The 22,975-nt window shown below is 67.5% G+C and carries 19 protein-coding genes and 2 pseudogenes; 9 read left to right on the plus strand and 12 right to left on the minus strand.

Translation table 11 applies throughout. The annotated features are described in order from the left end of the window. Positions 1 to 68 precede the first annotated feature (68 nt). On the plus strand, positions 69 to 500 hold the full coding sequence (locus tag ETD85_RS24435) for a hypothetical protein (protein WP_138692112.1): 432 nt from the start codon (positions 69 to 71) through the stop codon (positions 498 to 500). A 115-nt stretch (positions 501 to 615) separates the two neighbouring features. Here the strand turns inward: ETD85_RS24435 and ETD85_RS24440 are convergent, their stop codons facing one another. Continuing rightward, the gene (locus ETD85_RS24440) at positions 616 to 3,975 is read right to left on the minus strand and encodes an AfsR/SARP family transcriptional regulator (protein WP_170246821.1); all 3,360 of its coding nucleotides are present in this window, start codon (positions 3,973 to 3,975) and stop codon (positions 616 to 618) included. Between the two features lie 639 nt (positions 3,976 to 4,614). Between ETD85_RS24440 and ETD85_RS24445 the strand changes: the two genes are divergently transcribed. Next, complete coding sequence (locus ETD85_RS24445; protein ID WP_206058523.1) at positions 4,615 to 5,592, plus strand: GlxA family transcriptional regulator; 978 nt, start codon at positions 4,615 to 4,617, stop codon at positions 5,590 to 5,592. A gap of 287 nt (positions 5,593 to 5,879) precedes the next feature. Here the strand turns inward: ETD85_RS24445 and ETD85_RS24450 are convergent, their stop codons facing one another. Next, on the minus strand, positions 5,880 to 7,244 hold the full coding sequence (locus ETD85_RS24450) for an aminotransferase-like domain-containing protein (RefSeq protein ID WP_240779384.1): 1,365 nt from the start codon (positions 7,242 to 7,244) through the stop codon (positions 5,880 to 5,882). 46 nt (positions 7,245 to 7,290) lie between these two features. On the opposite strand from ETD85_RS24450, the gene ETD85_RS24455 reads away from it, so the two are divergent. Together ETD85_RS24455 and ETD85_RS24460 are read left to right on the plus strand one after the other, a co-directional pair. Continuing rightward, positions 7,291 to 8,526 carry an aminotransferase class V-fold PLP-dependent enzyme gene (locus tag ETD85_RS24455; protein WP_138692115.1) on the plus strand — a complete coding sequence of 412 codons (1,236 nt, stop codon included), beginning with the start codon at positions 7,291 to 7,293 and terminating at the stop codon, positions 8,524 to 8,526. Then, positions 8,523 to 9,830 (plus strand): MFS transporter, encoded by a 1,308-nt coding sequence (locus ETD85_RS24460; protein WP_138692116.1) that lies wholly within the window; start codon positions 8,523 to 8,525, stop codon positions 9,828 to 9,830. Before ETD85_RS24455 ends, ETD85_RS24460 begins: the two co-directional genes overlap by 4 nt. A 944-nt stretch (positions 9,831 to 10,774) precedes the next feature. Here ETD85_RS24460 and ETD85_RS24465 read toward each other — a convergent pair. The 5 genes and pseudogenes from ETD85_RS24465 to ETD85_RS65885 form a co-directional block, all read right to left on the minus strand. Further along, positions 10,775 to 11,671 carry a zinc metalloprotease gene (locus ETD85_RS24465; RefSeq protein ID WP_138692117.1) on the minus strand — a complete coding sequence of 299 codons (897 nt, stop codon included), beginning with the start codon at positions 11,669 to 11,671 and terminating at the stop codon, positions 10,775 to 10,777. A gap of 699 nt (positions 11,672 to 12,370) precedes the next feature. Continuing rightward, entirely contained in the window at positions 12,371 to 12,781 is a 411-nt protein-coding gene (locus ETD85_RS24470) for a hypothetical protein (RefSeq protein ID WP_138692118.1), read from the minus strand. A gap of 17 nt (positions 12,782 to 12,798) precedes the next feature. Beyond that, positions 12,799 to 13,645: pseudogene (locus tag ETD85_RS24475) on the minus strand (IS5 family transposase). Positions 13,646 to 13,731: 86 nt separating this feature from the next. Further along, positions 13,732 to 14,889, minus strand: a complete 1,158-nt coding sequence (locus tag ETD85_RS24480; RefSeq protein WP_206058524.1) for a DUF5107 domain-containing protein — start codon at positions 14,887 to 14,889, stop codon at positions 13,732 to 13,734. 16 nt (positions 14,890 to 14,905) lie between these two features. Beyond that, complete coding sequence (locus ETD85_RS65885; protein WP_240779386.1) at positions 14,906 to 15,340, minus strand: carbohydrate ABC transporter permease; 435 nt, start codon at positions 15,338 to 15,340, stop codon at positions 14,906 to 14,908. 16 nt (positions 15,341 to 15,356) lie between these two features. Here ETD85_RS65885 and ETD85_RS65890 point away from each other — a divergent pair, with 16 nt between their 5' ends. Beyond that, entirely contained in the window at positions 15,357 to 15,734 is a 378-nt protein-coding gene (locus tag ETD85_RS65890) for a DUF8189 domain-containing protein (RefSeq protein WP_240779387.1), read from the plus strand. Between the two features lie 193 nt (positions 15,735 to 15,927). On the opposite strand, the gene ETD85_RS24490 is transcribed toward ETD85_RS65890, so the two are convergent. After that, positions 15,928 to 16,149 (minus strand): hypothetical protein, encoded by a 222-nt coding sequence (locus ETD85_RS24490; protein ID WP_138692121.1) that lies wholly within the window; start codon positions 16,147 to 16,149, stop codon positions 15,928 to 15,930. An 89-nt stretch (positions 16,150 to 16,238) separates the two neighbouring features. On the opposite strand from ETD85_RS24490, the gene ETD85_RS24495 reads away from it, so the two are divergent. From ETD85_RS24495 to ETD85_RS24510, 4 genes and pseudogenes are all read left to right on the plus strand, one after another. Further along, positions 16,239 to 16,448 (plus strand): hypothetical protein, encoded by a 210-nt coding sequence (locus tag ETD85_RS24495; RefSeq protein ID WP_138692122.1) that lies wholly within the window; start codon positions 16,239 to 16,241, stop codon positions 16,446 to 16,448. 2 nt (positions 16,449 to 16,450) lie between these two features. Further along, positions 16,451 to 16,693 (plus strand): hypothetical protein, encoded by a 243-nt coding sequence (locus ETD85_RS24500; RefSeq protein WP_138692123.1) that lies wholly within the window; start codon positions 16,451 to 16,453, stop codon positions 16,691 to 16,693. A gap of 9 nt (positions 16,694 to 16,702) precedes the next feature. Continuing rightward, positions 16,703 to 16,921, plus strand: a pseudogene (locus tag ETD85_RS66905) (discoidin domain-containing protein); the annotation flags it as partial. 292 nt (positions 16,922 to 17,213) lie between these two features. Further along, the gene (locus ETD85_RS24510) at positions 17,214 to 17,903 is read left to right on the plus strand and encodes a family 43 glycosylhydrolase (protein ID WP_240779388.1); all 690 of its coding nucleotides are present in this window, start codon (positions 17,214 to 17,216) and stop codon (positions 17,901 to 17,903) included. Positions 17,904 to 18,999: 1,096 nt separating this feature from the next. On the opposite strand, the gene ETD85_RS24515 is transcribed toward ETD85_RS24510, so the two are convergent. The 4 genes from ETD85_RS24515 to ETD85_RS24530 form a co-directional block, all read right to left on the minus strand. Beyond that, on the minus strand, positions 19,000 to 19,515 hold the full coding sequence (locus ETD85_RS24515; RefSeq protein ID WP_379507878.1) for a hypothetical protein: 516 nt from the start codon (positions 19,513 to 19,515) through the stop codon (positions 19,000 to 19,002). Between the two features lie 483 nt (positions 19,516 to 19,998). After that, positions 19,999 to 20,556 carry a hypothetical protein gene (locus ETD85_RS24520; RefSeq protein WP_138692126.1) on the minus strand — a complete coding sequence of 186 codons (558 nt, stop codon included), beginning with the start codon at positions 20,554 to 20,556 and terminating at the stop codon, positions 19,999 to 20,001. Between the two features lie 986 nt (positions 20,557 to 21,542). Beyond that, positions 21,543 to 22,073, minus strand: coding sequence for a DinB family protein (locus ETD85_RS24525; protein WP_138692127.1), 531 nt, complete (start codon positions 22,071 to 22,073; stop codon positions 21,543 to 21,545). Between the two features lie 147 nt (positions 22,074 to 22,220). Continuing rightward, entirely contained in the window at positions 22,221 to 22,688 is a 468-nt protein-coding gene (locus ETD85_RS24530; protein ID WP_138692128.1) for an Lrp/AsnC family transcriptional regulator, read from the minus strand. Between the last annotated feature and the right edge of the window lie 287 nt (positions 22,689 to 22,975).

Here is a 22,975-nt window from a genome sequence, read left to right on the forward strand (position 1 = left end):
CGTCCTTGATCGATGAGGCTCGCATGACGCGACCGCTTCAGTCGTCCGGTCTCAGCAGGAGGAGAGTCATGACCGTCCCGGCGTGGAAGCACCGGGGCTGGAGCGTGGGGCTGCTGGGGCTTTCGGTGGCTGTTCCGCCGGCGGTCAACCTGGCCGACGGGCTCACCTGGATCTGGACGCCATCACTTCCACCGCCGCTGTTCCAGCTGCTGGTGGAAGCGGGTGTCCTTGATGTGTGGCTGCTGCTGGATCTCCTCGCCGCCTCCGGCGTCCTGGGCGGGTTCGCAGTGAAAGCCGCGGCCGCGGGAGAAACAACGGCGGCCGCCTGGGCGCTCGCCGCAGTGTCGGTGACCAGCCTGGCCGCCGCCGTGACCGGCCCTCACCAGCTGCTGCCTGCCGGCTATGGCGTGGCGTACACGACGGCGCTCATGCTGGTCAGATCGTGCTCGCAAGCGCAGCGGGCGAGCACCGGCGGCCCTCCATGCGATCACGTGACGTAAGGGCCGAGGTAGCCGGCTTACCTGCGCACGGACACCTTCGTCCCTACGAGCCGTCCAGCAGATCAAGGACGGCTGGGGCATCGCCGCCCGCGAGCCGGTGCGCCTCTGGAGACGTTCATTCGCGCCACCACGTCTCGCGGCGCGGGCCGTTGCTCCCCTCCTCCTGTATGAGGAGGCGGACCTCGGCGGCCTCGGGGCTGCCGACCGCGGAGAACAGCGCGAGCGCCTCTCGCCAGTACGGCGCGGCGGCGCGCGTTCCGCCCTCTTCATGGAGCGCGTCGCCGAGCACCCGAAGGGCTTGGGCCTCACCGAGGCGGTGGCCTGTCTCGCGATGCAGGCGAATGGCCTCATTGACCTGGGTGATGGCATCGGCTCGCGCACCACGGGCGATGCCGGTCTCGGCGAGCGCGGTCAGGGCGAGACCCTCCAGCACGCGGAAGGAGCGGTCGTGGGCGATCGTGCGGGCTTGTTCGGCGTGTGCGGCGGCTTCCGTGAGGCGGCCGAGGCTCCTGGCGGCCCTGGCCAGGCCGATCAAGCTGGCTACTTCGGGGTGACGATTGTTGCCCTGTCTCGACGCGTCGAGCGCCTGCTGCCGATAGTCCAAGGCCTCGCGGTATCGACCGAGATGGTGATGGACTGCGCCCATGACGTTCAGAGCGCCCGCCTCCAGGAGACGGTCCTCGAGGTCCCGGCTCATCGCCAGCGCCTGAGCACTGAGATCGAGCGCCTCGGAGTAGTGCCCGAGATCGCGGTGAACGGCTGCCAGCAGGACCAGGCACTCCAGTTCCACGCCGCGGTCACCCGACTGGCGGCTGAGGGAGATGCCCTCGTTGAGGTACAGGGACGCCTTGTCGAGGCGTCCCAGGCCGTGCTCGACCTCCCCCATGTTGCAGACGTAGACGGCGGGGTTGTCATCGGCGAGGTTCAGGGCCTGATGGAGGTGATCGAGGGCGAGCTCCAGCTGCCCGAGCTGGTTGTAGGCGACCGCCAAATTGTTGAGATACGTATCCATGCCACGTTCGTGGTCCGTTCGCCGGGTGAGAGCCCTGTTGAGGTGTTCGACCGCCTGTTGCGGATATCCCAGGCGCAGATGGGCGTTGGCCAGCCCGTCAAGGGCGAAGGCCTGGCAGTCGAGCCAGCCGATCTCCTCCGCGAGCGACAAGGCGCGCGCATATGGCTCCATCGACCGTTCAGGCCGGTCTTGGAACGTCTGGACGTTGGCCAGACTCAGCTGAATCACGGCCTCGGCCGCCGGGTTGCCGGCTGCGACGGCGGCGGCAAGGGCGGCCTGGGCACAGGCGAGCCAGTCCTCCAGGCGTCTGCTCATCCAGAAGTGGCCGCGCAGTGCGTCGGTCAGCAGCCACACGCTCTCGCGCTGACCGCGCCGCGACGCGTCATGGATCATCGCCACCAGATTGGCGTGTTCGGTCTCCAACCAGGCCACGGCACGTTCCTGGGTGTCGAAGGTCGCAGGCTGCACGGTGCCCATGAGCGGCGGTGGCGGCAGCCGTACCCAATGGGGGTGGAGTAGCCGGGCGGCGGCCAGAACGCTGTGGAGGTGCCAATCGTAGAGGCGCTGCCTGGCCTCCGTCTGTTCGTCAGGGGTTTCGTCGGCGTGGGCGTGTTCGGCGGCGTAGAGGCGTAGCAGGTCATGGAAGGTATAGCGGCCGGGAGCGTGCGTCCGGATCAGGTGGAAGGAGGCGAGTAGGTCCAGACTGCGTCTCGTCTCGGCTGCCGAGCAGCCGGCCAGGGCATCTGTGGCCTCTGCGGTGAAATCCGCGCCCGGCATCAGCCCGAGCAGGCGAAAAAGCTTGCGCTGTGGCTCGGGCAGGGCCGTGTAGGACAGGTCCAAGGTGGCCCGCACGGCTGCTGCCTCGTCGCTTCCGGCCTCGAGGGCGGCCAATCGGTTGCCTTCGCGAAGCTCTTTTACGTAGGCGGCCAGGCTCAGGTGCGGGTTGGCGTCGAGATTGGCCGCCGCGATGCTGAGAGCCAAGGGGAGGCGGGAGCAAAGTTCGCCGAGCTCAGTCTCCGCCCGTGGTGCGGCACGGAGGCGGTCTTCGTCCAAAAGCGCGACCAGCAGGGAATGAGCTTCATCCGGCGAGAAGACGTCGAGGGTGACGCGGAACGCGCCTTCTCGGGCGATCAACCCGCGCAACTGATTGCGGCTCGTGATCACCACCTGCGATTCCCCGCCGGGAAGCAAAGGGCGTACCTGTGCCTCGTCGCGGGCGTTGTCGAGCAGTATCAGGGCCCGTCGCTGCGCCAGCAGAGTGCGCAGCATCGCCGACCGCGCGTCCAGCTCAGCCGGGAGCTGCTCCGCAACCACACCCAGTGCCCGCAGCAGCCGTTCCAGAGCGGTGGCGGGCTCAACTGGCGCACCGGGTCCGAAACCGCGGAGATCGAGGTACAGCTGGCCGTCTGGGAAGTGGCCGCGGGCCAGATGTGCCCAGCGGATGGCCAGCGTGGTCTTGCCCACTCCCGCGGTCCCGTCAAGGATGGCCGGCCGCGGCGCCGGGCCGCCGGACACGGGTAGCAATCTCTCCAGCATCGCCAGCTGCGCGAGGCGGCCAGTGAAGTGCGCTATGTCAGCGGGCAACTGCCGAGGAGGCGCGGCCGACGGAGCGGAGGCGAAGCCGCCGGTTCGCGATGGCTGGGCGGCCACGACGTTCAGCAGCTCGGGAACGACGGCCGTGTTGCTCGGCGTAGGAGGTATCAGCAGGCCACGATCGCCGGTGAGGATATCGTGATGCAGCTTCCGCAGCTCGTCGCTGGGATCGACGCCCAGCTCCTGCCGGAGCACATTGCCGACCGTGTGGTAGGCCTGCAGCGCCTCGGCCTGCAGACCTGATCGATAGAGCGCGAGCATGAGCTGGGCCCACAGGCGCTCGCGCAGCGGGTGCGCCGATGTGGCCGCTTTGAGCTTCACGACTATCTCATCATGCCGGCCCGACCGCAGCCCGAGCTCGAACCAGCGCTCCAGCACCTGCACCCGCTGTTCGTTCAGCACCACAACGTGATCGCGATACAGCGACTCCGAGGGCACGTCGACAAGAGCAGGGCCGCGCCACAAGGCCAGTGCTCGCTGGAGCAGATCGGCCTCACCCTCCTCATCGCCGGCCTGGCCCGCTCTCTTGGCCCGGCTGACGAGATCAAGGAAGACGGTGACGTCGAGGTCTTCCGCCGCGAGGTTGAGGACATACCCCTCCTCCCGGGTGTGGATCAGCTGCTGGTCGTCGCCACGGTCGAGCAGGGTGCGACGCAATCTGCCGATGTGTGTCTGAACGGCACCGCGGGCATCGTCTGGAGCCTCCGGCCCGTCCCACATCCGTTCGGCGAGCAGATCGAACGATACGTGCTGGTTGGCCTGCAAGAGCAGGGTGGCCAGGGCGATGCGCTGCTTGAGCGCTGGCACGGCTACCCGAAGCCCGTCGCGCACCACCTCAAGGTCGCCCAGCAAACCGAACCGCGTCGCCATGCGGGAACGATGCCACATTTAAGGGTGGAAAGCAGCTTGGCGACAGCGAAACGACGCCAGGAAGACACCGGATGGCAGAAATGTGGGGTGTCAGGGGGCTCATTGCGACGGACGGGAAGCATTTGACGCCTCTGACAGAACAAGTGTTTGAAGATTGAGGGTACTGATCGTGGAAGTGCACCGGTTACCAGCTCTTGCGGTGTATCGGCTCACATCGGCCGCATCAGGTGTATCGGACCCCGACAAGACGCCTCGCGACGCGTGCGGGAACGCCGGGCAGCTTCAGTGACGGCTTCGCCGCGTTCGACGCATGAGGTGAGGTAAACCTCAGGCGCCATGGACAGCCCGCCGGCCGCAACCTACTTCTGAGCCGACGCTGATCGCAGGCATCTGGCTCGTGCTCACGGCGCCTCCGCAGCATCGCTTTACGCATCCACAAGCCGAGCTGCCGCCGTACGCGCCGTGATCAGCAGGCTTCACCAGTGACCTCAGGCTCGTTTGGAAGGAGACTTCACGGTGCTTATAGGGGGACCACCATCGAGGCCATCTGTAAGCCGAGCCTGGCTACAGCGACAGCCGCATGAAGGCCGTCAGCCCCTTGAACTGTCCGTCAGGAAACCGCAGACTCCATTCCGCTCTGTGGTCGCCTATGCCCCTTCCGGGGTCAGCGCGTTCGGGCTGAGCGCGGTCAGCGGCCTCTTCGCGAACCGCAGTCACATGGGATTGCCGCGGTTCCGTTTCTCCGTCTGCGCCGACAGGGCGGGCACCCTGACCACGGACTTCGGCATGTGCATGCAGGTGAAGCACGGGCTTGAGGCGCTGGGCACCGCCGACCTGGTCATCGTGCTGCCCAGCGAGCTCCGGCCGCTCACCGTGTCCGCGGTCCTCAGCCAAGCGCTCCTCGACGCGTATCGCCGGGGAGCACTCATCGCGGCCTACTGCGCAGGCTCGTTTCTGCTGGCCGAAACCGGTCTGCTCGACGGCCTGCGTGCCACGACGAATCGGTCCTTGTCCGCCCATCTGGCCCTCCGCCATCCGTCGATCACCGTGGAGAGCGATGCCTTGTACGTTGACGAGGGACAGGTGGTCACCGGCGCCGGTGCGGCCGCCGGCATCGACATGTGCCTGCATCTCCTGCGTCGCGAACATGGCGCGGCCGTGTCCAACGCCGTGGCCAGGGAATGGATGGTCGCACCGCGCCGTGAAAGCGGGCAGACACAGTATGTTCCCAGCTCCTCGGAGATCGGCACCCGGTCGCTCGCCGACGACGAGGACGCGCGCCTGGCCGAGCTGCTCGTTTGGGCGCGTACCCGTTTGAGCCAGCCCTTGACGGTCAACGAGCTGGCCAAGCAGGCACTGATGAGCTCTCGTACCTTCGCCCGCCGTTTTCAGGCCGCGACCGGTACCACCCCCTACGCCTGGCTCACCGATCAGAGGCTCGACCTCGCAGAAGAACTGCTGGCGACCACCAACTTGTCGATTCGGGAGATCGCCGGACGAGTAGGGTTCCGTTCCAACGGTGTGTTACGCACCCAGTTCGTCAAGCGCCATGGCATCTCTCCGACCGACTACCGCCACCGCCAACGGCGCGCGAACGGGCACCGACCCCGTCAGTGAAACGTTTCCCTATCGGCGGGCAGCGATCGTGGCAGCCCGGACGATGGGAGCCCGCCGGTGAGGGCGAGGACGAACAAGCCGCTTCCACGGCGCACGCCGGTGGAGGCACGGAGGTAGGCGCCGAGCGTCGGCTGAGCGTTTGCCCGCGCAGGCAGGAGGTCAACCCTCCCTGCCCGAGCCTTCGGAGTGCCGGCGAGGTTGGCTCCACCAACCGCCACCTGTGCTTTCCTGCAGGTCAGCGAAATGCTCGAAGGTCCGCGGGCGGTGGGTGTGGTCTGGCGCTTCGATCAGCGCGTGCCGGCGGCGTGCTCGTGGGCGGACGCGAGTCGGCGTGCAGCTTCGATCAGCTCGGTGCGGTCGGCGGTGGCGGCGAAGCCGAGGCGTAGGTAGGCCGCCGGGAGTTCGGTGGCGAAGTAGCGGTTGCCGGCGCTGACGGCTACCCCGTGCTGACGGGCCGCGTCGGCGATCACGGCGTCGTCGGTGCCGTACGGCAGGCGGACCCACAGGTGCAGGCCGCCCGTGGGGATGCGGGTGAGGGTCCAGTGGGGAAGTTCGTGCGTGACGGCGGCCGCCAGCGCTCCGCACCGCTCCTGCAGGGCTGCGGCCAGAGAACGGACATGCCGTTCCCAGGCGGGGGAGCTGAGGAGTTCGAGAGCTGTTTCCTGGAGAGGGCGGGTGACAAAGAAGTCATCGACCAGACGGGTGGCGCGCAGGCGTTCCATCACCGGGCCTCGGGCCACCATAGCGCCGATGCGCAGGCTCGGCGCCGCCGGTTTGGTGAGCGAGGTCAGGTAGACCACGGTGCCATCGCGATCGTCGGCCAGCAAGGGCGGCGGCACCGGCATGCCGTGGCCAAGGTGTCGCGCGAAGTCGTCTTCGATCACGAATGCGCCTGCTGCCCTGGCCGCTTCGATGATCTGCTGGCGGCGTCGTGGTGCGAGCACGGTGCCGGTGGGGTTGTGATGGGCCGGCTGGCAGTACAGCAGGCGTGCGCGGGTCATGGCGAAAGCGTCAGCCAGCAGGTCGGGCTGCAGGCCGTCGGTATCCATCGGCACCGGTACCGGGCGCAGGCCGGCCGCCCTGGCGGCGGCTATCGCTCCCGGATAGGTGGGCGACTCCATCAGGATGGGGTCACCCGGCGCCGCGATGGCCCGGAACGCCATGGACAGGGCGCTCTGCCCCCCGGCCGTGACCAGGATGTCGTCCGCGCTCACACCGCCGCCGGCCATGGTGGCGAAGACACTGCGCAGGGCCGCCAGGCCGCTGGCGGGAGCGCGGTCCCAGGCGTCGTGGCGGCGTGCGGCGCGGACCAGCGCCGCGGCCAGGATCTGGGTGGGCTGAAGCGATCGATGCAGGTAGCCGCCGTCCAGCATGAGCGTACCCGCGGGCGGCGAACCGGCGGCGCCGGTGAGGATTCGGGTTTCCACGGTCCGGTCGGCGAGGGTCACGGTCTGCCAGGCGGTGTCGGCCACCGTGGCGCGCCGATGAGCGCGTGCTGCCACGTACGTGCCGCTGCCGGGACGGGTGACCACCAGGCCCTCGGCGGCGAGTGTGGCGATTGCCTGTGACACGGTGGCGGGGCCGACCTGGTAGCGCCGGATCAGCTCGCGGCTGCTGGGCAGACGGTCGCCCGGCGCCAGCCGGTCGATCATCGCGCGCATCCTGGTCGCCAGCCCCGCAGAACTGCTACTGTCTGACATGAGAAACAATAATAGCGCTTCCGAGATTTCCGCAGAATCGCTTCTGGACGTCGCAGCCCTGCGCGCGGACACCCCCGGTGCCGCCGACGTCGTGCACTTCAACAACGCCGGCTGCGGTCTGCTGGCCGCGCCGGTACTGGCCGCGATGGTCAACCACCTGCAGCTGGAGGCGAACATCGGCGGCTACGAGGCCTCGGCCGCCCGCGCCGAGCAAGTCCGCGAGTTCTACGCCGAGACCGCCGCCCTGATCAACTGCGCTCCCGAGAACATCGCGTTCGCCGGTAGCGCCACCCACGCGTTCTCCACCGCCCTGTCGGCGATCCCGTTCGATGCCGGCGATGTCATCCTCACGACCCGCAACGACTTCATCTCCAACCAGATCGCCTTCTTGTCGCTGAGCAAGAGGTTCGGCGTGCAGGTCGTGCACGCGCCTGACCTGCCTGAGGGCGGGGTGGACGTGGCGGCGATGGCTGCCCTGATGCGCGAGCACCGGCCCCGGCTGGTGGCCGCCACCCACATCCCCACCAACTCCGGGCTGGTCCAGCCGGTCGCTGAGATCGGCCGGCACTGCCGCGACCTGGATCTGCTGTACCTGGTCGACGCCTGCCAGTCCGTCGGCCAGTACCCGATCGACGTGGCCGAGATCGGCTGCGACCTGCTCACCGCCACCAGCCGCAAGTTCCTGCGCGGCCCCCGCGGCTCTGGATTCCTGTACGTGTCCGACCGCGTCCTGCGCGCCGGCTACGAGCCGCTGTTCATCGACATGTACGGCGCCCGCTGGATCGAGCCGGGCCGCTACGAGCCCGTCGAGACAGCAGCCAGATTCGAGGACTGGGAATTCCCCTACGCCATCCTCCTCGGCTGCGCAGCCGCCGCACGCTACGCCCGCCAGGTCGGTATGGACGCCATCTCACGCCGCACCCCCGCCCTGGCCGCAAGCCTGCGCGACAGGCTCGCCGACCTGCCCGGGATACGCGTACTCGACCACGGCCGGCAACTGGGCGCCCTGGTCACCTTCGCCATCGAGGGCTGGCAGCCGGAGCCGTTCAAGGCCGCCATGGACGCCCGCCGTATCAACTCGGCGCTGAGCTTCCGCCATTTCGCGCAGTTCGACTTCGGCGACAAGGACATCGACTGGTGCCTGCGCTTGTCGCCGCACTACTACAACACCGAGCAGGAAGTGGACCAGGTCGTCGCGGTGGTCGCCGAGCTCAGCGCGGCAGGCGGATCGTGACGATCGCTGAACCTGTCGCTGATCCAGATGCCTCCTCGAGGGAAGGGCTGTGGCGCAACGGCGACTTCCTGAAGTTCTGGCTCGGTGAGACCCTGTCGCTGCTCGGCACCCAGGTCACCAACCTTGCGCTGCCGCTGACCGCGATCTACGCGTTCCGTGCCACCGACGAGCAGGTCGGTCTCCTGCGGTTCCTGCAGCTCGCGCCCTACCTTGGGCTCGCTCTGCTGTTCGGGGTCTGGGTCGACCGGGTCAGGCGGCGGCCTGTCATGATGTGGGCCAACCTCACCCGGATGGTCCTGCTCGCACTGATCTCGGTGCTGTTCTGGCTGGACGTCCTCAGCATGGCACCGCTACTGGTCATCGCCTGCGTCATCGGCGTCGCGTCGGTGCTGTTCGATGTGAGCTGGATGTCCTTCGTGCCCACCCTCGTGAAGGACCCCAAGCACTACGTCGAGGCCAGCGCCAAAATGGGGATCAGCTCGTCGGCGGCTGACGTGGCCGGTCCCGGGCTCGCCGGCGCCTTGATCAGTGCGCTGACGGCGCCGGTGGCGTTGGTCGTCGACGCGTTCTCCTACCTGGTGTCACTGGCGTCCCTGCTGCTGATCCGCACGCCCGAGCCACGCCCAGACCCACCTGCGGTGAAAAGACGCCTGCTGGCCGAGCTGCGCGAGGGGCTGCGCTGGGTCTTCGGCAACTCGATCCTGCGAGCGCTGGCCCTCGTCGGGTTCTGCTGCAACTTCTCCATGGTCACCGTCTGGACCATGTTCCTGCTGTACGGCACCCGTGACCTGCAGCTGGACTCCACCACCCTGGGCGCAATCTTCGCGGCGGCCTCCGTGGGCGGTTTGATCGGCGCGGTGATCTCCCGGAAGATCATCGCGCGATTCCGGCTCGGGCTGGTCTATCTCGTGGCTCAGACGGCTCTCCTGCTGGGCCCAGCACTGATCGTCTTGGCGGGCGGCCCGAGGCCGGTGATGGTGGGGATGTTCGTCCTGTCCTTCTTCGCCACCTACCTGGGTCTCGGCGTCGCCAATGTCATCATCGTCAGCCTGCGCCAGACCAGCACCCCACAGGCGATGATGGGCCGCATGACCGCGGTCTTCCGCACCTTGCTGTTCGGCGGCGGCGCGCTCGGCGGTCTGTCCGCCGGCCTTCTCGCGGGTGCGGTCGGCGCCAAGGGCGCGCTCACGACGGCGGCCATCGGCTCGGCCACCGTCGTGATCGGGCTCGTCATCTCCCCGGTGAGCCGCCTTCGCACCCTGCCGTCGGCGCCCCCAGAACCCGCCGCTGCCGGAAACGGCTGAGCACGACCTGTCGTCGATGACAGGTCGTGGGTGACGGCCTCACGGCCGGGCGAGCTCCAGCCAAGAGAGTGCCGAGTTGCCGATAGCTCTCGGCACTTTCCTCGCACGCATGGGCGTGGCGGCCGACAGGGCGCCACCGCTTGTGAGCGTAGAAGAGAGATCGGCATCCCATGGCGCGCACCCTGGGCGAACGGAGCTGATCGAGCACTGGCTGCTGAGCGGCAAGGAGCCGGACCTGCTGACCGGTCGGACCGGCCCGTCCAAGCTGGCGCTGGCGGTATGGCTGAAGTATCTTCGCCCAGCACTGCCGCTTCCCCGAGGACGGCCCCGAATTGCCGGACGAGGCGGTCGACTTTGTCGCCGGCCAGGTGAAGGTCCCAGCCGCCGAGCTGGCCAGAACGCCCGAGAGCGCACACGAAAGAAGGCGGTCGCAGACTGATCCTGAGCCGTACTCGGCAGACAGATCCCGCCGCGATCCGGCGACGCGGAAATGCCGCATCACGGCGTGCAGCACCCGCCAATTGGGGATCGGCTCCCGCTCTCCCAAAGGGTGACGGATGCGCATGGACTTACACTGTTCTCTGACGACACGGCCGCGGAGGTGCGTAACCCCTATGGGAGGCGCTCGAAGCGGATGTCTAGGAATCATTCGATCGGTGCGAGCCTGGGCAGCGGGTTGCATCGTGCCGACGCGCACGAAACAGTCAGGATGCTCCGCCGGCGAGGGACAGGCCCGTGTGAGCGACGAAGGCGTGCAGCGAGTGGTTCGGTACCACATGCGCTTGAGTCGGCGGTGGATCAGTGGCGGAGACCCCGCGCATTATTGCGCGAGATCTCCTTGAAAACATTGGTTTCAGACCGGCGGAATGACGTCCGGCACGTGGGTTGCCCGGTGGGCTGGCCCGCCGTTGCACGGCGCTCCCGCGATCGGCTGCAACCCCTTACTAGCGATCGATGGAGTAAACCTGCGCGAGCAGCGCCGGATTCTCGCCGCCGATGTCCTCCCTCAAATTCTGCTGGGCGTGCATGACGTCACCTGACCACACGTTGTGCTCCAAGCCCAATACGTGGCCAAGTTCATGTGTGACAACGTGGTTCCGGGTCCACGTAGTGGGCGTATAATATTCGTTCAGATGGACGTCTGAAGCGAGCATTTCTCCGGTTCCGCCCCAGACATAGGTGAAGTATGTTTTCCCCGCCCAGCCGGAGTTGCCGTAATTTCCCGACCAGACGTTAACGCAACTCACGTTGATCTGGTTGCAGTTGTTCCAGGTGTACCAGCTGTCGATATTGGGCGTCTGATTCCACTTGTAGACGGCGTTGGTCGTCGGCCACGCTGCGCTCGAATGGTCGTTGAAAAGGACCACGGGATTGTGCCGGCCCAGGTTCGGCCACCAGGAGTTCGGACAGGTGAGCGTGCGCGCACTGCCGTAGGCGCAGTCCCCCGGCCCCATGGGCCGCACGTCGGACTCCGCAGACGACGTCGGAGCGTGCCGGACCACCCGGACGTTCTTCTCCCCCTGCTTGCGCAGCGACTCCGCGACCTCGTCGGGGTTCGCCTCCGGAACGAGGGTGTAGATGGACCTCTGCAGTCGGCCGTCGGGGAGGATCTCCTCGCTGATCAGTTCTGCGGAAGGCTCGGTCTCCTGAGGAGCGGCGGGCCTGCTTTTGCGTTCCTTGGCGACCTTCGCGGTGAGTTGATCAGAGGTCAGCTTCGGGTACTCGGCCAGGTTGACAAGTGCGTTGCCGGCCTTGCTGTCGGGATCGCCCGGCGCGGGCTTCGCCACGGCGGGCGACGCGGGGATGAGGCCCGCGCCGAACGCGGAAATCGCCACCAGCAAGATGGCGGCATTCTTCTTTCTACCGTACCTTTTGAATGTCACATAACGGAGTAAAGCGGGCGCAGATCTAGGATGTCAAATCTGCGTTTGTGGGCGGTTCGGTGGAGGAATTTTAATGGCAGAAATGCAACGAACTTTGGCAAGACAGAATGGTTCGGTCGGGTCGCTTTCCGATCGCCGGTGTAGGCAAGCTGCGAATTACTTCATCCCTGTCCGCCACGACCGCCGAGCCGCATCGGAGGGGTGGGCTTCAAGGCTTCATCCGGAAGTCGCACCTCGAGGGGAGTGGCTTGTCGGCGCCGAGGGCCCGCTGGCAATCGGCCCAGAGGTGGTGCAGGGAGTCCTCGCCTTCCCGCAGGTCCGGAACCTCCAGCCCCTCGTGCAGGATGGCGGCCGCGATCTCGGGCCTTCCTGCGGCGATGGGGCTTTGCAGCGCAGCAGCCGGATCCTGCCGTGGTTGCGGTGCGGCAGCCAGTTCGTCAGGGTCAGTGCTTCCTTCGGACGACCGGCCTTGGGCAGGACGGGCAGCCGGCCGCTATCCAAGAGGCGCAGCCATGGTTGCTGCTCGGTTCCGAGCGTCTCATCCCCGAAAGGCGTCGCGTCGTCATGGGGGAGCGCTGATGCCCGCCGTTGCAGAGCTCCCCAGCCTGAGAGGGCGTTCTGTGGGCTTCCGTCCGGTCTGACTTTGGGCAACAGCTTCTATGCGCCGTGACCCGGTTGGGGCAGCGTGAACAGGCCGGGTTCGGGTTCAACGAGGATGCGTCGGGCGACCATGCGTTTGAGTTTGGCGCGCAGGCTCTCGGTGTGGGTGTGTTCCACGCCGATATTCAGCAGCCGGCAGATGTCCTTGGCTCGCAGGCCGTCCGGCGCTTGCTCCACGATCGCCAGGATCTGCCGGTAGACGGGCGAAAGCGCCGGCGCGGCAGAGTTGCTCCCGGCCGACTCGCCGGTCATCTCCAGGATCGTCGCGCGGGTGACGCGCAGCCGGGACAGCACCTGCTCAACAGTGCTCAGCCGCTCCGACAGCTCGGCGATCTGCTCGCGCAGGTCGTCGGCTTCGGCCTGGGCGGCGGCCTCCCGCTCGGCCAGGCGCTCGAGGAACTCGCGCATCGGCGTCCCCGGCTCTGCTATGCCGCCACGGGGACGGGATCGCGCCAGGTCGACGTGGCCGTCCCGGTCAATCGGCGAACCATGTTGTCCGTCATCGACCAGTAGATCATCGACTCGGAACTGGCAGGTCGTGTCTCGTAGTCGCGAGCCAGCCGGCGGTGCAGCATCAGGGTGCCGTAGACCTGCTCGGCCATCCACCGCTTGGGTAGCGGCGCAAACCCGAGGGTGTGTGGGTTGCGCTGCACCACCTCCACGTCGATGCCCAGCCCGGCACCATGCTGCGCGACCGCGTTCTTGAACCCGGCATCGGTCCACGCCTTGGTCACGCTGGGGTTGGCGGCCGCGACCTTGTCCAGCAGCGCGATGCCGATGGCGTTGTCGTGCACGCTGGCTGCGGTCACCACGACCGCGATGACCAGGCCAAGCACGTCGGAGGCGATGCCGCGCTTGCGGCCCCTGCTCTTCTTACCCGGATCCAGCCCGGTGGTGTCGGCCGGCGCGTTGACGGAGGTGTGCACGGTCTGGGTGTCCAGCACCACCGCGCTGGGATCCTCAGCCCGGCCCGCCTGCTCACGCACCTGCCAGCGCAGCAGATCATGGATGGTCTGGTTGGTGCCGTCATCGCGCCACGCGCCGAAGTAGTAGTAGACCGCGGTGTAGGGCGGCAGGTCGTGCGGCAGATAGCGCCACTGGCAGCCGGTCCGGGCCTGATACAGGATCGCGTTCACGATCTCCCGCATCTCGTAGCGGCCCTCATGACCGCTGACGGAGGGGTGCTGACCCTTCCACGAAGTGATGACCGGCCGGATCAGTTCCCACCGCTCATCGGACAGATCGCTGGGGGTACGGCTTCCGCTCGCTCATAACTGTCAGTTGAGCGCACTCACACTGAACGTCAACCTATTTCACGAAAATCCCTACTCAACTGCAGGGACCAAAAGCCCATACCGTCACAGAACATCCTCTGAGGCTGCGTAGCGGATGTCGGACGGGGCGCGCCTGGACGTCCGGGCCAGCCACCGGTGCCGCGCCTCCAGCGTCGTCTCGGGCAGCAGGACGGCGACGGCCTTGTCCACCGCTTTCCTGGCCTGGTCCCATGGACCGTGGACGACGTCGGGGTCGGCGTGCACCAGTCCGTACGCCTCCGTCCACGACCAGGTGGTGCGGGCGAGTTCCGCCTGTACCTCCAGATAGCGCGCGTCCGGACCGTTCAGCCATTCCTGCCAGCGCTGCCCACCCCGGGAGCTGCCCCAGTGGAAGAGCTTGCGGCCGCTCAACCGGCGGGTGGAGGTATGGACGAGGCCGCTTCCCGTCTCATCGAGGGCGGCGATCCCGGGGCGTTCGGCGATGTCGAAGAAGAAGTCGGCTACCGCCGAGGCCCGAGTGGTGTAGCTCCGGTCGGTGCCCTTCCAGTCGGGGAAGGGCACGTGGTGCAGGGTCTCGGCGTAGTCGAAGTGATAGGCGTGATCGGCGGGCGCGATCACGCGCAGGCCGGGTGTCTCCGGTACGGCGATGTTCGACCACCAGTAGACGGGCACGTCCGTCGTGTGCGGGTTGTGCAGGCGTACATGCACCAAGAGCACGGGCGATCCCGGGGGGAGTCGCACGTCCAATTGCACGACCAGGCGGCGCATCCGCTCGTACTCCCACATCCGCAGGCCGTCGCCTACCCGGGCGGTGTGCAGGGGCGCGCAGGTCAACGGCCAGTGCCCGGTCGCGCCGAGGTTCCACTCGACGCCGACGGAGAACCACGCACCCCTCAGCGCCAGGTTGGCCGGCTGCAGGATCGGGTTGCGAAACAGCACCTCGCGGCCCGTCGGCCGGTACACCAGCGACCACAACCGCCCGCCGAAGCCGGGCAGGAACGTGGCGGTCAGCCACTCGTTCTCCAGAACGACGCTGTCCACCCGGCGCACCCGGCGATCTCGCCCGTAGTCGTCCTGCATGCCGTACGGCAGCAGGCTGAACGGCTGACCGTAGGCAATGCTGGCGGCCATGGCGGGATCGGCGGCGCTCGTGTCCGCGCGCACCCCGTTGTCCCGCAGGATCGGCAGCGGGCTGGCGGGGCCGGGCTCGGCGACGGGCAGTTCGAGACCTTCTCTTCTCACGCAGTGAGCTCCATGATCACTTTCCGGCGCCGAGCGTCATGCCCTCGATGATGCGCCGGCCGAGCCAGACGTAGAGCAGCAGCATGGGCAGCACGATGATGACCACGCCCGCGAACAGCACGCCATAGTCGGCGCCGCTGTACTGCTGCTTGGCCAGGAAGCCGAGCAGGGCGAGCGGCAGCGTCTGCTTGTCGGTGCTCTGCACGAAGACCAGCGCGAGGAACGCCTCGTTCCACAGCCCGATGGCGTTGAGGGTGAACGCGGTGATCAGTCCCGATCGCGCCAGCGGCAGCATGATCGTCCAGAACGTAGGCAGCCGCGACGCCCCGTCGATCGCCGCGGCCTCCTCCAGCTCACCGGGCAGCGAGGCGAAGTACCCGGTCAGCAGGAACACCGTGAACGGCAACGACACCGCCACATAGAGGAGGAACAGTCCGAACAGGCTGTTCACCGGGGACAACCGCTCCATGAGCACGAACAACTTCCTGCCGCTGACCACGAACGTCGACGACGACGGCACCCACGTCACCGTCACCATCGCCGGAGATCCGGCCATCACACTGGACCCCAGCGGGCGCCTGGTGTACTTCGCCAGGACGGCCGACGGCCGGGTGTTCCACAGCTGGCAGCGCCACCTCGACACGGGTCCCTGGGACGCCACGCTCATCCGGGCCTCCGGCCCGCCGATCACCGTCGCCGGTGACGGAGCGGCGGCCCAAGACGCCATCGGGCGGCTGCGCTACTTCGCCCGGACCGTCACCGGCACGCTGCGGCACGCCTGGCAGGACGCACCCGGTCTCGGTCCCTGGCACGCCGCCGAACTCGGCAGCGGCATCGCCACCTGACCTCCACCCCGCAGCCTCTCCGGGAGATGCGGCACCACGCCTCCCTCTGCACGAAGCCAGGAAAGAGAACCATGGACATCCCCTTGTTGAATCGTTTCACCGTCTTAGCCGGGCTGGCCTGTGTGCTCATCCCGCTGTTGCCCGCCGCCGTCCAGGCCGCGGTGCCCGTCGCGTGGGTGCACAACTTCGCCGATCACGTGTTCTCCACCAGCACCCCGCCCGCACACCCCGCGACCACGATCGCCCTGTACGCGGCGCGGGGAGAGTACGAGGCGGCGCAGGTCCTGTACCGGCCGGCCGCGGCTGTCACCGGCGTCTCGCTGAGCCCCACCGCGCTGAGCGGGCCCGGCGGGGCGAGCATCCCGGCAAGCGAGATCACCGTCAGGCGGCAGTACGACCACCCGAATGTGGTCATGCACGGCAAGAACATCTGGCTCAGCGAGTACGAGATCCCGCCCGCCGGCGGCACGCGCCACCGGAGGTCAGGAGAACTGGGCGGGGTTGATGGTCCGCAACCTCAGCGGAACCGAGATGGACACCGGCTACCTCGTCGCCCAGCGCAACAACGGCGAGGTCTTCATCGTCCGCAGTGAGACCATGCTGGCCAGGGCGAACGTCCCGGGCTATGTCCCCGGGCAGCGCTCCAGGCTACGCGTCGTCGCCAGAGGCGACACGATCACCGCGTACGTGGGCACGACGCCGCCCCGCTGCTGACCGTGACCGACAAGGCCTACCAGGCCGGCGACATCGCCCTGATCACCGGAGGCGCGGCCGCCCGCATCGACAACGTCAAGGTCAACCCGGAGACCAACCCGGCAGAAGGCCGCGCGATCACCGCGACCAGTTCGTACGACGGCGACGGCTGGAGCCCTCAGGGCGCCGTCGACGGCGAGCGCGGTTCGATCGCGGGCAGGATGGGCTGGAGCAGCCACTCCGACCTGACCACCGATCACACGTAGTCGATCACCGTGGACCTGGGCGCCACCAAGCCGATCAGCCGGGTGGACCTGTACCCGCGGGCCGACGCCGGCAGCGCCGGACAGGGCTTGCCGGTCGACTTCTCCGTCCAGGTGTCGGCCGACAAGTCCACCTGGACGACCGTGGCCACGCGTACCGGCTTCGCCACGCCCGGCGCGGGCGCGCAGACGTTCCCGTTCCCGACGATCGAGGTGCGCTACGTGAAGGTCGAGGGCACCAAACTGAGCCGAGACCCGCACAGCCACTACCGGCTGCAGTTCGCCGAGATCGAGGTGGCCGGCGGCAACCTCGCCGCGGGCAGGGCGGTCAGCACGAGCAGCTCCTACGAAGGCGACGGATGGTCCCGGACCGCCCTCACTGACGGCCAGACGCGCTCGGCGCTGGGCTACTCCATGGGCTGGAGCAGCCACGGCGCGTGTACCGCGCACGCCAAGGTGGATCTCGCCGGACCCACCCGCTCCGTACACCTTCAAGGCGAAGATCGCCGACTGCTGCAGCGAGGTGCGGGAGGGCCCCACGCCGCTGTTTCGCAATGGACGGACGTTCCTGACCTACTCCACCTGCGACACCGCCAAGCCCGACTACCAGCTGTGGGTGACGAGCATCGCCGACGGGGCCGACCCGATGCTGGCCGCGAGTTGGGTGCAGCATCCCGGGCCGGTGTTCTGGCGCGATGACGCCGCCGGCGTGTGGGGCGCCGGCCATCACTCCTTCTTCCGCTCACCCGACGGCACCGAGGACTGGATCGCCCACCACGGCAAGAACACCAGCGCCTACACTTACTCCTTCCGCACGACCCGGGTGCAGAAGTTCACCTGGAACGCCGACTGCACGCCGGACTTCGGCCGGCCCCTGCCCGCCGGGACCACCCAGCCGCTGCCCTCGGGCGATCCGGGCGCGCCGACCGCGGTGATCAACGACTTCGACCTGGGCGCCGGCCAGAACCAGGTCCAGTACGGCGGCACGTGGCAGTCGAGGTCGGGCTGCGGCAACCAGTGCTTCCAGGGCGACGACCATTGGAGCGGGCGCGCGGGAGCGACGGCGACGATCCGCTTCAGCGGCACGCAGGTGGCCCTGCTCAGGGTGCGCGACTGGGGCAACGGCATCGCCGCGATCTCCGTCGACGGCGGCCCTGAACAGCACCTGGACTACTACAGCGGCATCCGTGTCGGCGAGGAGCTCAACTACTGAGCCACGTCCTGCTGGCGGGGCCGCACACGCTGCGCGTACGGGTGACCGGCACCAGGAACCCCGCCTCCGGCAGCACCGTGATCAGTCTCGACCGCATCGAGGTGTACGGCGGATGACACCCCCGGCGCACGGACTCTCCTGCGCTCTCGGCCCAGCGCGGCAGACGCCGCCTCGCCCGGGAGGGGCTTCTGATGAGAATGGCAGAAATGCCGCGCTCGATGGCCGGAGTAAGACTTGGGTTTGGCGCGTACGTGCTGTGATCATTTGAGGAGCGGCGCCGGGCAGGGCGGACGCACGATGGGTCGGGTCCTCCACGTCGATCGGTGTGCCAGCCGGGCGATCTTCACGCCGGCGCGGTGGTCACTGGGACCCTCCACCCCGCGGCGCATCCGCCGACGCCAAATGAACAGGCCTCATGACAGGTGCCGCCGCGCCGTCACAGGAGGAGGTCAGGTGGCATACCGCCAGAAGAACGGGCAGCGAGACGGCCTCGTCGTCTCCTGCGTCGCGGGAATCCTCGCCCTGGTGGGGAGCGCAGGGGCCGCTGTGGTGCTCGTCGTCACCAACACGGCGGGAACAGCACACGAAACGCCGGGTGCCGCATCAGGGGAGAGGATTCGACTCGCGGAAGCCGTCGCTCCTGCTTCGTCGTTTACTCCGGCTCGGTCGCCTGCTCCTGTCCTGTCGCCTGCTCCTGCTTTGTCGACTACTCCGGGGACGTCTACTGTCGTGATCTCCCCTCCCATCACCCCATCAGCCTTCCCCCGCATTGAGACGAGCGCGCCGACTCCACACCCCAGTCCGACGTGGACCGGTAAGCCGGGGGCCGAGGTGTACTACGGCACCCTCAGCAAGGACGAGTGCGCTGAGCGAGGAAAGGAGGGAGTCGCGGCCCAGAAATGGTCTGCGTACTCCTGCGAGGAGATCCCCAAGCGTGACGGGCCCCTCAAGCCTGGCGATCTCGTCCTCAATCTCTTCGAAACCGAGGACCTCCGCCCCGGACAGGCCCGGCGCGACCATGTCCTGTGGGTGGTGGATTGGCTGTGCATGATCAGGATGGAGACAGGGTGTAGTTAGAGACCCTGAGAACAGGCGGTCACCGCACTGCCGCGATGGCCTGCCCCGCCACGACGTCGATCGCGGTCTGGGCGGTGGCGTTACCGATGGGCTTGCCGTCACGCATCCTGCGCCCGGGCACGTCGGCACCGCTGAAGCTGATCGTGATCACCACGTTGCCCTTGCGCAGGACGGCTTTGCCTTCGCCGCGTTTGGCCTCGCCGACCTCATAGACGAAGTACACGTAGTAGCCCTCGTCGAAGTGCTCGCCCACCTTGGCGGTGCCGATCTGCTGGATCGTGCCCTTCACCGACGGCGCTCCGCCGAAGGCGCTGGGTTGCCGGTAGTCGCTTCTCTTCTTGGTCGCGAAGCTCTCCTTCGCGTCCTTCAGGGAAGCGGTGAACTCCTTGAATCCCGCGTCATAGGTGATGCTGAGGTCCCTGAACCTGAACGGTGGGGCATTGCCGGGGTCGTTGCTCCATTTGCAGGCCGGGTCGAGCCGGTCCTTGGTTCCCTGCCGCATCCCGAGCTTCGACCGGGTCGACGCGGTCAGCACGCGGCAGGGGTTGCCGGGCACCGAGAGCCGGGCTGATGCGGCGGACGGCTTGGCCGTAGGAGAGGCCTCGTGCCGTGACGGGGCGGGCGTGGGACTCGCGGGGGAGGGCGCTGGCGCCGGCGTGAGCCCGCATGCCGCCGCCATTCCGACCAGAACCATCACACCCGGCAGGCTGCCTAGTCTCGGCACCGTTCACCCCCATGAGAAGACCTTCACCGACCGTCCCCGCTGCGGTCGTGACCTGTACGGCGACCACCGAGTCTTGCAGCTTCTCCTGCATGAGGAAGGAGTGGTTCCGGCCAAACTCCGCCCCATTCACGCCACCGACTGCCTCAACGGCCGGCCAAGCGCAATTCTTCATCGGAAGCAGGGGCCCCATCCCACGCGGGCAGTGTCGTGTTGCCGAAGGTCTGCAGTCGGGGGATCGGACCGATGGGACAGGGCACCTCGTGCTTTCCTGAGGCGATCTGTCCCATCAGAAGCTCAGCCTGCCTGCCTGAACTGGAAGAACAGCGGACCGTTGAGCTCCCAGCCGGGCTCGTTGACCAGGATGCTGTTCTTGTGTGCCTCGACCGCCAGGCGCCATCTGCCGTTGTTGGACAGGCGGAACACCTTGACGTCGCCGCCCGCCTCGGTCGAGCCCGGCGCGTAGCCGAGCACTCCCTCGTAGCGGAAGTTGCCCGAACTCATCAGCTTCTCCCGCTCGATGACCGACGCCGTCACGATGTAGGACGCCTTCTTTAACCAGCGGAGCCGGTACAGCGGCTTGCCGCCGTCGAACGGCGTGGGCGACAGGTAGTACAGCGGCGTCTGGGTGACCGTCCAGCCATGCTTGGTGATGGCGTTGTACTTCTCCGACTCGCTGGCCGTGTAGTAGTAGCCGCCATCCTTGGTCAGCAGTTCGTAGACCTTCACCCGCTGGGCGGCCACCGCGGTAGCCGCCCCGCTCTTGGCGGCCGTGTCGGCGGAAGCCTGCGTGACGGCGACGCCGAGTGAGGCGCCCAGCGTCACCGCCAAGCCCAGGCCGAGGGGACGGAACATGCGGCCGAACGATATGGCCATGGAGGTGTTTCCCTTCGAATAACTTTGCACGAACTGCTCGCTGGTGTTCGACAACGGCGAGTTCACGTACGACGTCCTGGTCACAGGGTTGCAGGCACAGGGCCGCAGGTCGGCAGCACTCTACGCAGCAGCCAGGTCAAGGAAGCGTCGCCGGCAGATTTTGGCAGGATTGTGCCGCTCATTGACAGATACGCCGCTCAACAGGGTTGATGGCGCTCGTCTCGCTTTGATGGGCGGCAGGGAACCGTCGAAACGCTGCCAGGCCATGCCGTTCCATTCCATCGGCCAATAAGTCAAGCTTATGGCCGTCACGGGAATGGTCAGAACGGACCTAAGCGGGCCCGTCAGTCGCGACCACCACCCGTTTCAGGGACACAAGCCGAGCGTCCTGCACGTGTCATTTGTGTCGGCGGCAAGCATTTTTGCGGCTCGAATTCCACACGGTCGCCATCTTCGCGGTTTTCCGCACATAGCCCCGCGTGTCACGCCGTATGGTCTGGCCGATGGTTGAGCGCCTGCTCAAGATCGTCACCACATGGCATTCGAAACTTCGGCCTGTTCAGTGGCCCCATGGGCCCCGTTCGACTACGTGCACCAGCGCTGCCGAGGGCTGCCGGGGGCTGTCGAATGGCTTCGTCAGTGCATGGGGCCAGGCCGGCGCACCCTGCGTCGTACGGGCTCTATTTCGGGGAAGAAGGGGCCGCGACGCGCTGACTTTTCCCGGCTCGACGACCACGCTGCCGCCGCCTCGCTCACATCGTGCACTCGCCGCGACGAGATCGCCTCGTGGCCACCGATGGCTTGTACCTATAGGCGTGGGGTTGCCGGCCACGCTCATCCTCGGCCTTCAAACGTGCCGGTAGCCGGCCTCGCAGGCGTATGCGAGGCCGGCTACCGGGGCGGGTGGCGCGCCGTGCCACCGGCACGGCGCGCCCAGAAGGTCGGCTCGTGTGCCGTCCGGTCGATCAGCCGACGGCTTCGATGGTGCGGATGATCTGGTTGAGATGGGCGATGTCGTGGCCGGCCATCTTCTGCGGAAGCCGGATCGCGGGCTCCTCGCCCTGCTCCGGATGGACACCGGTGCGGGCCTGCTGCGCAGAATCCATGGACCGGTAGAGCACGACGTTGGCGCCGCGAATCGCCTCCCACGCGTCGAGCAGGTCAGGCAGCGGCGGCTTGGGGAGCGCGACCAGCCGCTTCTCGTCATAGGCCGGATAGCTGGGCCGATCTTCGCTCAAAATGAGCCGGATGCGAAAGCCGTAGCAGATGTCCACGTCGAAGAGATGACCGACATTCTGCTCGATGGACCACTCACCGTCCGGCTGGGCGAGCCACTGCTCCCGCGACAGGTCGGCGATCAAGCGGCGCACCTCCTTCGGGGTGTCGGCGAGCTGATCGAGCGGGTCGCGCTCGCCGAGCGCCGTAAGGAGCGACGCGACATAGGCGTCGGGCTCCCCCGTCGCATCCGGAATCTCAATGGCGGGAGTGTGCGCCATGGGGTCCTCCCTGGTTCGGCCGACTCGGTGCTGGGAACCGTAGGCGGTCCGGTCGCCGGCATCAAGGCACGGCGCTGAGCTGCGACGGTTCGTCGGTTCGGTACGCCGTGACCACGGTCGCCCGCGGTGCGCGCAGCCGACGATTCGTCAGCCGGGTGATGCCCGGCTGACTGCCTCAGAGGACGAAAGGACGATGGTGGTGACGACGGCATCGACGCCTTCGATCGTCAGGATGTCGTCGAGCAACTGCTGCAGGGCGACCGGAGAGGCGGTCCGGACCTTCAACAGTGCGCACCACTGGCCGGTCACGCGATGGCACTCCTCAACCCTCGCCTCGTTGGTCGTCAAGCCGAACAACCGGTCGGCCAGCGTCCCCAACAGATCGTGATCGGCCTGCACCGACACAAAGGCGCAAAGCCCGAGGTCGATGGCGGACCAGTCGATCACCGCCCGATAGCCGCGGATCACGCCGTCCTGCTCCAGGCGTTTGACGCGCTCGTGCACGGCCGGCCGGGAAACGTGCACCCGCTGTGCGAGCTCCTGGTGACTGATCCGTCCATGTGTGACGAGGAGCCTGACGATCTCCTTGTCCACCGGGTCCAGGGGTTTGCGCATTCGGAGTCCATCCGTTCAAGTCAAGGGCCGGACTCCATGGTCCCGCGTGGCCACGATCGGCTCACGACGGCACGCGCTTTTCGGGCGAACGGCACTCAGGCGCCGCCCGGCCCTTGCGAGGGGACATCGGTCACGAGGGGACTTCCTGACATTCACCACGCCGTTGTGGATGCCTTGGTGCGAACCGCCGAAGTCCCCCGGCGGACGGCCCGGCGATGGCCTGACGGCCGGAAACGCGCGTGGTCGAACCTCCTGCCGATCCTCGCCGTGGGATGACGACACGATGC

Source organism: Nonomuraea zeae, assembly GCF_005889725.1.
Classification (GTDB): domain Bacteria; phylum Actinomycetota; class Actinomycetes; order Streptosporangiales; family Streptosporangiaceae; genus Nonomuraea; species Nonomuraea zeae.